The 11,858-nt window shown below is 72.1% G+C and carries 14 protein-coding genes; 2 read left to right on the top strand and 12 right to left on the bottom strand.

Annotation, left to right across the window (positions count from 1 at the left end):
• Positions 1–19: 19 nt before the first annotated feature.
• From OG522_RS27525 to OG522_RS27495, 8 genes are all read right to left on the bottom strand, one after another.
• Entirely contained in the window at positions 20–853 is an 834-nt protein-coding gene (locus OG522_RS27525; RefSeq protein WP_329465694.1) for a DsbA family protein, read from the bottom strand.
• Between the two features lie 84 nt (positions 854–937).
• Positions 938–1,753: a tryptophan synthase subunit alpha gene (gene trpA / locus OG522_RS27520; protein WP_329465693.1), complete on the bottom strand. Its 816-nt coding sequence runs from the start codon at positions 1,751–1,753 to the stop codon at positions 938–940.
• Positions 1,750–3,039 (bottom strand): tryptophan synthase subunit beta, encoded by a 1,290-nt coding sequence (gene trpB / locus OG522_RS27515; RefSeq protein ID WP_329465692.1) that lies wholly within the window; start codon positions 3,037–3,039, stop codon positions 1,750–1,752. The genes trpA and trpB overlap by 4 nt, the downstream gene beginning before the upstream one ends.
• A 176-nt stretch (positions 3,040–3,215) precedes the next feature.
• Positions 3,216–3,359, bottom strand: a complete 144-nt coding sequence (gene trpM / locus OG522_RS41270) for a tryptophan biosynthesis modulator TrpM (protein WP_366342946.1) — start codon at positions 3,357–3,359, stop codon at positions 3,216–3,218.
• A gap of 4 nt (positions 3,360–3,363) precedes the next feature.
• Positions 3,364–4,173, bottom strand: coding sequence for an indole-3-glycerol phosphate synthase TrpC (gene trpC, locus OG522_RS27510; protein ID WP_329465691.1), 810 nt, complete (start codon positions 4,171–4,173; stop codon positions 3,364–3,366).
• Positions 4,174–4,339: 166 nt separating this feature from the next.
• Positions 4,340–4,786 carry a DUF2752 domain-containing protein gene (locus OG522_RS27505; protein WP_329465690.1) on the bottom strand — a complete coding sequence of 149 codons (447 nt, stop codon included), beginning with the start codon at positions 4,784–4,786 and terminating at the stop codon, positions 4,340–4,342.
• 73 nt (positions 4,787–4,859) lie between these two features.
• Entirely contained in the window at positions 4,860–5,129 is a 270-nt protein-coding gene (locus tag OG522_RS27500; RefSeq protein WP_329465689.1) for an HGxxPAAW family protein, read from the bottom strand.
• Between the two features lie 109 nt (positions 5,130–5,238).
• Complete coding sequence (locus tag OG522_RS27495; protein WP_329465688.1) at positions 5,239–5,892, bottom strand: TIGR02234 family membrane protein; 654 nt, start codon at positions 5,890–5,892, stop codon at positions 5,239–5,241.
• Positions 5,893–6,189: 297 nt separating this feature from the next.
• On the opposite strand from OG522_RS27495, the gene OG522_RS27490 reads away from it, so the two are divergent.
• A complete protein-coding gene (locus OG522_RS27490; protein WP_329465687.1) occupies positions 6,190–7,407 on the top strand; it encodes a S53 family peptidase in 1,218 nt (405 codons plus the stop codon).
• Here OG522_RS27490 and OG522_RS27485 read toward each other — a convergent pair.
• Together OG522_RS27485 and hisI are read right to left on the bottom strand one after the other, a co-directional pair.
• On the bottom strand, positions 7,397–8,881 hold the full coding sequence (locus OG522_RS27485) for an anthranilate synthase component I (RefSeq protein ID WP_329465686.1): 1,485 nt from the start codon (positions 8,879–8,881) through the stop codon (positions 7,397–7,399). The two genes, OG522_RS27490 and OG522_RS27485, sit on opposite strands and share 11 nt — an antisense overlap.
• Before the next feature lie 5 nt (positions 8,882–8,886).
• Entirely contained in the window at positions 8,887–9,237 is a 351-nt protein-coding gene (gene hisI, locus OG522_RS27480) for a phosphoribosyl-AMP cyclohydrolase (protein WP_329465685.1), read from the bottom strand.
• An 83-nt stretch (positions 9,238–9,320) separates the two neighbouring features.
• On the opposite strand from hisI, the gene OG522_RS27475 reads away from it, so the two are divergent.
• Entirely contained in the window at positions 9,321–9,953 is a 633-nt protein-coding gene (locus tag OG522_RS27475) for a TIGR03085 family metal-binding protein (protein ID WP_329465684.1), read from the top strand.
• 27 nt (positions 9,954–9,980) lie between these two features.
• On the opposite strand, the gene OG522_RS27470 is transcribed toward OG522_RS27475, so the two are convergent.
• Both OG522_RS27470 and OG522_RS27465 read right to left on the bottom strand, forming a co-directional pair.
• The gene (locus tag OG522_RS27470; RefSeq protein ID WP_329465683.1) at positions 9,981–11,225 is read right to left on the bottom strand and encodes an MFS transporter; all 1,245 of its coding nucleotides are present in this window, start codon (positions 11,223–11,225) and stop codon (positions 9,981–9,983) included.
• Positions 11,226–11,266: 41 nt separating this feature from the next.
• On the bottom strand, positions 11,267–11,854 hold the full coding sequence (locus OG522_RS27465) for an ArsR/SmtB family transcription factor (protein ID WP_329465682.1): 588 nt from the start codon (positions 11,852–11,854) through the stop codon (positions 11,267–11,269).
• Between the last annotated feature and the right edge of the window lie 4 nt (positions 11,855–11,858).

Genomic DNA, 11,858 nt, shown 5'->3' with positions numbered 1-11,858 from the left:
GTAACGGGATACCGCGTGCTCAGGACTCCGAGGGCGCGGCCGGCGGGGTGGACTTGGCCGGGTGCTCGCCCTTGTTGGCCTCGGTCACCCACTTCTTCAGGTTGGCCGGGGTGATGCTCTCGGTGCCCTTCTTCGGGAAGATCGACTCGCCGTTGAGCTGGACCGTCGGCGTCCCGCTGAACTTGCCCGCCTGGAAGGCGTTGTTCGACTTCACGACCCAGCTGTTGTGCGTGCCGTTCTCGACACAGGAGCGGAAGGCGGGCGTGTCCAGGCCCGGTACCTTCCCGGCCAGCTCGATCAGCTTGCTGTTCTTGGCGTACGCGTCGTCCGTCTCCTCCGGCTGGTTGGTGTAGAGGACGTCGTGGTACGCCGAGAACTTGCCGGCGTCCTGCGCGCAGGCCGCCGCGCTCGCCGCGTGCAGCGAGCCGCTGCCGCCCAGGTTGCCGTCGATGAGGGTGGCCAGGTGGTACTGGACGCGCAGCTGGCCGCTGTTCTCCAGCTCGTGGATGGTGGCCCGGAAGCCGTTTTCGAACGCCGCGCAGGCCGGGCAGCGGAAGTCCTCCCACACGGTGAGGGTGGACGGGGCGCCGGCGGCTCCCACGGGGATGGCGAGGCCGTCCTTGTCGTCGGCCCCGGACGGCGCCACCGTCGGTCCGGCGGCCGTGCTCTTGCCGCTGTCGCCGCCGCCCGAGTTGGCGGCGATCACCCCGATCACGGCGGCCAGGCCAAGGACGCCCACCACGGCGCCCGCCACGATCAGCTGCCGTCGGCGGCGCTCGCCGGCCTTCTGCTGCTCGCGTTCTTTGATGAGCCGGTCTCGCGCGGCCCGTTTCGCATCACGGTTGTCACTCACACCCGCAGCAACGAACCGGGGAGGCACGCTCGTGCCTCCCCGGTCCCACTTCCACTCGTACGGATGATCCGTGCGATGAACGCGCTACGACGCCCGGCGAACGCCCTCGGCGAGCTCGGCCGCCAGTTCCCGTACGGCGATAAGGCCCGCGGCGTGGTCCGGCGCGTCCAGCATGCGCTTGACGAAGGCCGAGCCGACGATCACGCCGTCGGCGAAGGCCGCGACCTCCTTGGCCTGGACCGCGTTGGAAACGCCGAGGCCCACGCAGACAGGGAGTTGGGTGGTGGCCTTCGTCCTGCGGACCAGGTCCTCGGCCGAGGCGCCGACGGACTCGCGGGTGCCCGTGACGCCCATGAGCGAGGCCGCGTACACGAAGCCGGACCCGGCCGCCGTGATCTTGGCGAGGCGCTCGTCCCTGCTGCTGGGGGCGACCACGAACACCGTGCCGAGACCGTGCTTCTCGGCATGCTCGCGCCACACCCCGGCTTCCTCGACCGGCAGGTCGGGCAGGATGCAGCCGGCGCCGCCGGCCTCGGCGAGCTCGGCGGTGAAACGCTCCACGCCATAGCGGTCGACGGGGTTCCAGTACGTCATGACCAGGACGGGCTTTGCGGTGGCCGCGTGGGCCTCGCGGACCGTGCGCAGCACGTCCGCGATCTTCACGCCGCCCTTGAGCGCGATGTCGTCGGCGGTCTGGATGACCGGGCCGTCGAGTACCGGGTCGCTGTGCGGGAGTCCCACCTCGACCACGTCGGCGCCGCCGTCGAAGACGGCCTTGACCGCTTCGATGGCGCCGTCGACGGTCGGGAAGCCGGCCGGGAGGTAGGCGATGAGCGCGGCCCGGTTGTCGGCCTTCGCCTGGGCGAGGGTGGCGTCAAGGAGTTCTACGTTCCCGCTCACTTCGCGTCTCCCTCGATCTCGGCGAAGCCCGCCGCGTCGGCGGCGACCTCGGCGTCGGTGCCGTACAGGCCGAAGTAGCGGGCCGCGGTGTCCATGTCCTTGTCGCCGCGCCCGGACAGGTTGACCAGGATCAGGCCGTCCTTGCCGAGCTCCTTGCCGACGTCGAGGGCGCCCGCCAGCGCGTGCGCCGACTCGATGGCCGCGATGATGCCCTCGGTGCGCGACAGCAGGCGCAGAGCCTGCATCGCCGCGTCGTCGGTGACCGCGCGGTACTCGCCGCGGCCGCTGTCCTTGAGGTAGGAGTGCTCCGGGCCGATGCCGGGGTAGTCCAGGCCCGCCGAGATCGAGTAGGGCTCGGTGATCTGGCCCTCCTCGTCCTGGAGGACGTAACTGCGGGAGCCGTGCAGGATGCCGGGCTCGCCCATGGTCAAGGTCGCCGCGTGCTCGCCGGTCTCGACGCCGTGGCCGCCGGGCTCGCAGCCGATGAGGCGTACGGAGGCGTCCGGGATGAAGGCGTGGAAGAGGCCGATCGCGTTCGAGCCGCCGCCGACGCAGGCGACGGCCGCGTCGGGCAGCCGTCCGGCGCGCTCCAGGATCTGGCGGCGGGCCTCGACGCCGATCACGCGGTGGAAGTCGCGCACCATCGCGGGGAAGGGGTGGGGGCCGGCGACCGTACCGAAGAGGTAGTGGGTGCGGTCGACGTTGGCGACCCAGTCGCGGAACGCCTCGTTGATGGCGTCCTTGAGGGTGCGGCTGCCGGAGGCGACGGGGATGACCTCGGCGCCCAGCATCCGCATGCGGGCGACGTTCAGCGCCTGGCGCTGGGTGTCGATCTCGCCCATGTAGATGGTGCATTCGAGGCCGAACAGGGCGCAGGCGGTGGCGGTGGCCACCCCGTGCTGGCCGGCGCCGGTCTCGGCGATGACGCGGGTCTTGCCCATGCGCTTGGTGAGCAGCGCCTGGCCGAGCACGTTGTTGATCTTGTGCGAACCGGTGTGGTTGAGGTCCTCGCGCTTGAGGAAGACCCGGGCGCCGCCCGCGTGCTCGGCGAAGCGGGGCACCTCGGTCAGCGCGCTCGGCCGGCCGGTGTAGTTGACCATGAGCTCGTTGAGCTCGGCCGCGAAGGCGGGGTCGCGCTTGGCCTTCTCGTACTCGACGGCGACCTCGTCGACCGCGGCGACGAGCGCCTCGGGGATGAACTTGCCGCCGAACGCGCCGAAGTAGCCTTCGGCGCTGGGGACTTGACCCTCGGGGTCGGGGATGAAGAACTCGTTCTCATGGGACATGCGGATACCTCGCGGGGGCGTTGCGGCCCCGGTCCTGGGGTGGCGGGTGGTCGCTTGTCGCCGAGCGTCGACGCGGGTGCGCGCGGATCCGCGTCCGGCCGCCGTCGTGGGCCGGTCGCGCCCACGCGGCGGAGCCGCAGAATGTCACAGCCCCGCGCCCCTTCGGGGCGCTCAGCTCAGCGGCATCGCCATCGCATGCCGTTGACCTGGCCCGGCTCCGAGCCGATCACATAGCGCACGCGTCGCCCGTGCACCCGGCGTGCCGGGGCGCGGCAGCCGCGGGGGCGGCAGCCGGGGGCGAGGCGGACGGCAATGGACATGAGGTCAGTTCCGCCCGTGGCGCAGGGCCGGGTGGGCGCCCGCGGCGACCAGGTCGGCGACGGCGGCGCGCGGGTCCTTGCCGGTGACCAGGGACTCGCCGACGAGGACGGCGTCGGCGCCGGCGTTGGCGTATGCGATCAGGTCGTGCGGGCCGCGCACACCGGACTCGGCGATCTTGACGATGTGGTTCGGGATCTCCGGGCCGACCCGCTCGAAGGTGGTGCGGTCGACCTTGAGGTCCTTGAGGTTGCGCGCGTTGACGCCGATGATCTTCGCGCCGGCCTCGACGGCCCGCTCCACCTCGTCCTCGTCGTGCACCTCGACCAGCGGGGTGAGGCCGATCGACTCGGCGCGCTCGATCAGCGACTCCAGGGCCGGCTGGTCCAGGGCGGCGACGATGAGCAGCGCCAGGTCGGCGCCGTGCGCCCGCGCCTCCCACAGCTGGTAGGCGGTGACGATGAAGTCCTTGCGCAGGACCGGGATGTCGACCTTGGCGCGGACGGCTTCCAGGTCGGCGAGGGAGCCGCCGAAGCGGCGCTGCTCGGTCAGTACCGAGATGACGGACGCGCCGCCCGCCTCGTAATCGGCGGCGAGGGCAGCGGGGTCCGCGATGGCGGCGAGCGCACCCTTGGAGGGGCTGGAGCGCTTGACCTCGCAGATGACCTTCACGCCGTCGCCGCGCAGCGCGGCGACCCCGTCACGGGCCGGGGGCGCCTTGTCGGCGCGCTCCTTCAGCTCGTCGAGGCTGACGCGCGCCTGCCGCTCTGCGAGGTCGGCGCGGACGCCTTCGATGATCTCGTCGAGCACACTCACGCGAGCGGCCCCCTTCCGGGACGGTGATGGCGGTCAGGACGAGGGTGACCGTACGGAACGGTCACGATCAGCCATGTCGATGGTATCCGCACCGGAGCGAAGGGATCGCATCCGGTTGACGGACGTCCCAGTAAGTGGGACGCCACCTGCGGATCCTCCGAGCGTGTCACGGCGCGAGCGCCGATCCGAACGGCAGGTTCCGGACCACCGAGAAGATCAGCACAACGGATCCGATCAACCACCACTGGCGGTCACCGAGCACGATCTTGAAAGGCAGCCCGCGGGCCGAGCGCACCGCCCACACGATCCAGAGCGCCACGAAGAGCGCATAGCCCGCGACGGCCAGCGCGTTGGCGTGGACGGCGGCGGCGAAGTGGCCGGTGATGAAGTCGTGCGCGCTGCGCAGTCCGCCGCAGCCGGGGCAGTAGACACCGGTGAGCCGGAACAGCGGGCAGACCGGGTAGTGGCCGGGGTGGTTCGGGTCGACCGCGCCCACGTACGCGAAGGCCGCGGCGACCGCGCCGAGGGTGCCCAACGGCACCAGGAGTCCGCGGGCGCCGGGGGCGGCCGGGTGCGCCGGCGTGGGGGCGGGGTTTCGCTGGGCTGCGTCCACTGGGTGATTCTCCCCCGTTCACAGGGAAAGGCGCAGCCCGAACGGGGCTGCGCCTTGCGCGGTGGCTGCCGGGTCAGCCGGCCTGGGCCTCAAGGCGGGCGCGGGTCTTGGCGGCGGCGTCCTCGCGCATGCGCTGGATCTCGGGCGTGTCCTTCGGGGTTCCGAGGCCGGCCATCTTCATGACGCCGCCGACGACGGCGGCGATGCCGAGGAGGGCGATGCCGGCCCAGAAGCCCACCGGGTTGGCGGCCACTATGAAGACGCAGGCCACGCAGAATCCGATGAAGGCAATGATGACACCGGTCCAGGCTGCCGGGGTGTGGCCGTGGCCGCTCTTCGCCATGGGTTGCTCCTCGTAGGTGTTTCCGTGTTGTCGTCGCCGTTGTCGCGGTCACCGGACCCGACGCTCGCTGCCATTGTCCAGCACCGGCGCCGGTGCCTTGGTGCGGGGGTCAGCTCTCGCGCGTCGGGTCCTCGCCGCGGTCCAGCGCCTTCCAGAGTTCCTCGGGGCGCTCCGGGTCGGGCACGGTGCGCGCCTTGCGGGGGCGGGGGCTGCCGTCGCGCTCGTAGCGGCCGCCCATCGCTGGCCAGGCCGCGCCGAAGCGCAGCGCGAGCAGCCCGGCGAGCAGCAGCAGCGCGCCGCCCGCGACCGCGACGTACGGCCAGCCGGTGTGGGTGAGGGCGCCGATCGCGGCGGCGGCGTCGCCGCTGCTGCGGGCGGCCTTCTCGTCCAGGGCCGCGCTGTCGTCGACGCCGAGCCAGGCGGTGACCGCGGCTCCGACGCCGCTCAGGGTGAGCAACGCGGCGACCAGGACGCGGCCCGCGCCGCGGACGGCGAAGACCGCCACCAGGGCGGCAAGACCCACGATCGCGAGGGCGGAGGGGACGCCCGTGATGTCGCCGCCGGACGCCTTCAGGGGCAGCGTTCCGCCGCCGACAGCCGCCTTGCCGTTGGCCCAGGTCTGGCCGGAGGCCAGCAGGACGACGGCGGCACCGACCGCGCCGAGGAACAGTGCGGCGGCGAGACTGCGGCGCCCGCCGCGGGCGGACGGCGCGGCTGCTTCGGCGCGGGGCTGGGGTACGGATGCGGCACTCACGTACTCCACTATCGCCTGCGCGCGGCCCGGCGTGTCACCCGGGGCCCGGTGCTTCCCGCACGGCGCCGGGCGCCGGGAACCAAGAGCGGGCAACGGATCGGCCATCGCTTGGCCGTGAACGGGCGGCGAATTGTCCTCGAACGGGCGGCGGAGGCAAAGCGGAGATAGAGATTCCAGCCCGCTACTTGTTGGCATGCCCCGGTCACCTCTACGGTCACCGCCGGTCCATGCCGCGCACCACGCGTCACGGCCCGCACAGCGCACCCGCACGTACTCCTGGTTCACCCAACTCACGGAGGCAGTAAGTTGCGCAGATCCCTTTCCCCCACCGCCGCGGCCGCCACACTGGCCGCGGCAGCGCTCGCCCTGGCAACTCCCCTCGCCCAGGCGGCCACCTCTTCCACCGCGGCGCACGTCACCACCGTGCGTTCCTGTGCGACCCCCACGCACAAGGACGTCATGGCCTGCAAGGCGCTCAAGGTGACCGGCGGCACGGTCCAGTCCGCCAACGCCGAACGCGCGCTGACCGCCGCGGCCGCGCCCTCCGGCTACGGCCCCGCCTCGCTCCAGGCGGCCTACAAGCTTCCGTCCTCGTCGGCCGGTTCGGGCCACACGGTGGCGATCGTCGACGCCTACGACGACCCCAGCGCGGAGGCCGACCTCGGCAAATACCGTGCGCAGTACGGACTTTCGGCCTGCACCACGGCCAACGGCTGCTTCAAGAAGGTCGGTCAGAGCGGCACGTCCACCCTGCCGAGCGCCAACGCGGGCTGGGCCGAGGAGATATCCCTCGACCTCGACATGGTCAGCGCGGCCTGCCCCAACTGCAAGATCCTGCTGGTGGAGGCGAAGACCGCCTCCATGGCCAACCTCGGCACGGCCGTCAACACGGCCGTCTCGCTCGGCGCGAAGTACGTGTCCAACAGCTACGGCGGCGGCGAGTCCTCCTCCGACACGACGTACGACTCCAAGTACTTCAACCACCCGGGCGTCGCGATCACCGTGAGCTCCGGTGACAACGGTTACGGCACCGAGTACCCGGCGGCGTCCCGCTACGTCACCGCCGTCGGCGGCACCTCGCTCAAGTCCGCCTCGAACACCCGCGGTTGGACCGACACCATCTGGAGCGGCGCCGGTTCCGGCTGCTCGGCCTACGACACCAAGCCCAGCTGGCAGAAGGACACCGGCTGCTCGAAGCGGACCGTCGCCGACGTCTCCGCGGTGGCCGACCCCGCCACGGGTGTCGCCGTGTACGACACCTACGGCGGCGACCCGGGCTGGGAGGTCTTCGGCGGCACCAGCGCGTCCTCGCCGCTGATCGCCGCGGTGTACGCGCTGGCCGGCACCCCGTCCTCGGGTTCCACTCCGGCCTCGTTCCCGTACGCCCACACCGGCTCGCTCAACGACGTGACGAGCGGCTCGAACGGCAGCTGCTCCCCGAGCTACCTGTGCAAGGGAGGCAGCGGATACGACGGCCCGTCGGGGCTCGGCACCCCGAACGGAACCGCCGCTTTCACCGGCTGAGCCGATTGGCCGTGTTGACGGCGCGCAGGACCGCGGCCGCCTTGTTGCGGCACTCGTTGTCCTCCGCCACCGGGTCGGAGTCGGCCACCACACCGGCTCCGGCCTGCACGTACGCCGTACCGTCCCGCAGCAGTGCGGTGCGGATGGCGATCGCCGTGTCCAGGTCGCCCGCGAAGTCGAGGTAGCCGACACAGCCCCCGTAGAGCCCGCGGCGGCTGGGTTCCAGCTCCTCGATGATCTGCATCGCGCGGGGCTTGGGGGCACCGGAGAGCGTGCCGGCCGGGAAACAGGCCGTCAGGACGTCGAAGGCGGTGCGTCCCGGGGCCACCCGGCCGGTCACGGTCGACACGATGTGCATCACGTGCGAGTACCGCTCGATCGACATGAAGTCCACGACCTCCACCGATCCGGGTTCGCACACCCGGCCCAGGTCGTTGCGGCCGAGGTCGACGAGCATGAGGTGCTCGGCGCGCTCCTTGGGGTCGGCGAGCAGTTCGTCGGCGAGCGCCTGGTCGTGCTGCGGGGTGGCGCCGCGCGGCCGGGTCCCGGCGATCGGGTGGACCATCGCCCGCCCGTCCTCGACCTTGACGAGCGCCTCGGGGCTGGAGCCCACGACGTCGAAGCCGTCGAAACGGAACAGGTACATGTACGGCGACGGGTTGGTGGCCCGCAGCACCCGGTAGACGTCCAGCGCGCTCGCCCCGCACGGGGTTTCGAAGCGCTGCGAGGGCACCACCTGGAAGGCCTCGCCGGCCCGGATGCGTTCCTTGATGTCCTCGACGGCGGCCTGGTAGGCCGGGCCGCCCCACAGCGCCGTGTACTCGGGAAGCTCCGACTCGGGCAGCGCGACCGGCGCGTACTCGGCGGGCTTGGCGAGGTCCCGCTCCATCGCGTCGAGCCGGGCCACCGCGTCGGTGTACGCCTCGTCCACCCCGGTGTCGAGGTCGTTGTGGTTGATCGCGTTGGCGATCAGCAGGACCGAGCCGTCCCAGTGGTCGAGCACCGCGAGGTCCGAGGTCAGCAGCATGGTCAGCTCGGGCAGCCGGAGGTCGTCACCGCCGTGCTCACCGATCTTTTCGAGCCTGCGCACGATGTCGTAGCCGAGGTAGCCGACCATGCCGCCGGTGAACGGGGGCATGCCCGAGACCATGTCGCGCGGGGTGTGCAGGGCCTCGACGGTGGCCTTCAGGGCCCGCAGCGGATCACCCGAGGTGGGCACGCCGACCGGCGGGGTGCCGATCCAGTGGGCCTCGCCGTCGCGCGAGGTGAGGGTCGCCGCGGACCGTACGCCCACGAAGGAGTACCGCGACCAGGAGCGGCCGTTCTCCGCGGATTCCAGCAGGAAGGTGCCGGGGCGCTCGGCGGCGAGCTTGCGGTAGAGGCCGACCGGGGTGTCGCCGTCCGCGAGGAGGCGGCGGTGGACCGGGATGACCCGGCGGTCGACGGCGAGCTTGCGGAACGTCTCCAGATCCATGAGGGCTACTTCCCGAGGTCGAGTACGTCGGCGTCGAAGCAGGTGCGGTCACCCGTGTGGCAGGCCGCGCCCACCTGGTCGACCTTGACCAGAATCGTGTCGGCGTCGCAGTCGAGCGCGACCGACTTCACGTGCTGGACGTGCCCGGAGGTGTCGCCCTTGACCCAGTACTCCTGGCGGCTGCGCGACCAGTAGGTGCACCGGCCGGTGGTCAGGGTGCGGTGCAGGGCCTCGTCGTCCATCCAGCCGAGCATGAGCACCTCACCGGTGTCGTACTGCTGGGCGATGGCCGGGACCAGACCGTCGGCGCTCCGCTTGAGGCGGGCGGCGATGGCGGGGTCGAGATTGCTGGTCATGCCCCCATTCTGCCGTGACCGCGCGGGCTCCAGGGCGGTGCGTCCACTGTCCGGACGACTTCGACGGCCGTACGCTGGCGGACATGTCGACCCATGCCAAGCGTGAACGGCTTCTGCTCGCCGACCTGTTGGAGTCCGCGGGCCCCGAGGCCCCCACCCTCTGCGAGGGCTGGACCACCCGGGAACTCGCGGCCCACGTCGTGGTGCGCGAACGGCGCCTGGACGCCGCGGGCGGGATACTGATCCCCGCGCTGAAGAGCCGCCTCGACCGGGTCCAGGCGGAATTCGCCGCCAAGCCGTACGAGGAACTGATCCAGCTGATCCGCACGGGCCCGCCGAAGTACTCCCCGTACAACCTCAAGCAGGTGGACGAGGGTGCCAACGCGGTGGAGTTCTACGTCCACTCCGAGGACGTCCGCCGGGCCCAGCCGGACTGGACGCCCCGCGAACTCGACCCGGTGTTCTCGGACGCGCTGTGGTCCCGCCTGGAGAAGGCGGCCCGGCTGATGGGCCGCAAGTCGCCGGTCGGCATCGTGCTGCGCCGCCCGGACGGCCAGACCGCGGTGGCGCACAAGGGCACCCCGGTGGTGACGGTGACCGGCGAGCCGGGCGAACTGACACTGTTCGCGTCCGGCCGCCAGGAGGCGGCGCAGGTCGAGATCGAGGGCGAGAAGGACGCCACGACACGAGCGATCGAGGCCAAGCTGGGGTTCTGAACTCCGGTTGCCCATAGGGCAGTTGACCTATCGGGGGAGCTCGGCGCGGCGCAGGTTCGCGGAAGCCAGGCCGATCAGGGCTCCCGTCGCGCACACCCCGGCGCTGACCAGGAAGACGGGCGTCGTCCCCCAGGCGCCGATCGCGGCGCCCGTCACCGGGTAGCTGAGCGGCGCGACGCCGAGGGTGAAAAGGGCGGACACCGAGCTGACCCGGCCGAGGTAGGCCTGGTCGGTGGCCAGCTGGAGCAGCGCCCCGCACAGGGCGCCGCTCAGCCCGGCGAGCAGACCGATGAAGAGTCCGGCGGTGGCGGCGAGCAGCACCGAGGGAGCGTAGGCGAGGCCCGCAATGGACGCCACGCCGCCGAGCAGGGACGCCGGCAGGACGAGCCCGGCGCGCGGGACCCGGCCGCGGACCGAGAGCATCAGCGACACGAGGCCCGCACCCGTACCGAACGCGGCGACGATCCACCCCATGCCGGCGGCGCCCCAGCCGCGCTCCTCGGCAAGCAGGGTGAGCCCGATGTTGAGCGGCCCCGCGAAGCCCAGCTCGCCGATGGCGATGACCAGCATCAGCGGGAAGAGGACGGGGTGGCCGCGGACGTAGCGCAGCCCGTCCACGAGTTCGCGGCCCGCCGCGCCCCTGTCCTTGGCGCCGTCGGCCGACGCCGCGGCGATGCGCACTCCGGTCAGCAGCGCGGTGGAGACGGCGAACAGCGCACCGGCCGCGGCGAAGGCCGCGGCCGAGCCGCCGAGTGCCACGGCGAGACCGCCGAGCGGGGCACCTGTGATGGTGGCGATGCGGGCGGCGAGGCCCTTCAGACCCTGGATGCGGGCCAGCTGGCCCGTCCCGGTGATGCGCGGCGGCAGTGCGCCCACAGCCGGCAGGAACACCGCGTCCACCGCCCCGAACACCAGGGCCACCGAGATGAGCAGCCACAGGCCGGGGCTGGCGAGGAGCAGGGCCGCGGCCATCGCCAGGATCACCACGCAGCGCACGGCGTCGCTCGCGATGACGACCCGGCGCGGCCCGAACCGGTCGGCGACGACTCCCCCGCCGAGCATCAGCAGCGCCCGCGGAACGGCGCCCACGGCGAGCACCAGGCCCGCCTGGGCGGCGCTGCCGGACTGGGCGGCCGCCCAGGACAGCGCCATGTAGTACACGCTGTCGCCAACCAGCGAGGACGTGTAGGCGCCGAGCCAGCGCAGCACGTTTCCGTCCCGGTGCGCGGCGCGCTCGGCGGGGGCTGTCGGGGCCGTGAGGGTGGCGCTCATGGGAGGGGCGGGTCCTCTCGTGCGGTCGGGGTGGGGTGGCGTCAGGCGCGGAAGGGAAAGCCGTACAGGTGCAGGGCGACGTTCTCGCGTCCCTCGCCGTCACCGCCGGCCTCGGCAGCCCGGCCCTGTTCGTCGTACCTCCGGATCAGGGCGAGGATCTCGTCGGTGAGCGCGGCGAGTTCCCGGGCGCTGAGCCGGGCCACCGAATCGGAGCTGGAGGCGGCGTTCTTCCACTCGTCGGGCCAGGCCTGCGCCTCGTCCAGATAGCGGAGGTAGCTGTCGCTGCGCTGCTGGAAGATCAGCCGGGTGACCGAGGCGTGCGCGGCGGCCTTCTCGGGGGCGTCCCGGAAGTCCTCCTGCCGGAAGCTCAACCCCTGTGAGCTCGTCTGCCACCAGCGCTCGCGGCCGTCCGCGCCCTGCGGTTCGGCCGCTTCGATCAGACCGTGGTCGGCGAGCTTGCGCAGGTGGTAGCTGACCAGCGAGACCGCCTCGTCGACCTGCTCGGCGAGCTGGGAGGCGGTGGCCGTGCGGGCCACGAACAGGGCCCGGTACAGCTTCATGCGCAGGGGATGACCGAACGCCTTCAATGTGTCCACGTCGGTGATCCTGCGGGGTTCCTTCGCTGTCATGACA

Origin of the sequence: Streptomyces sp. NBC_01431, assembly GCF_036231355.1 — a bacterium.
GTDB lineage: Bacteria > Actinomycetota > Actinomycetes > Streptomycetales > Streptomycetaceae > Streptomyces.
The sequence above is the reverse complement of the archived record's forward strand: the minus strand, read 5'-3'. Positions and strand labels throughout refer to the sequence as shown.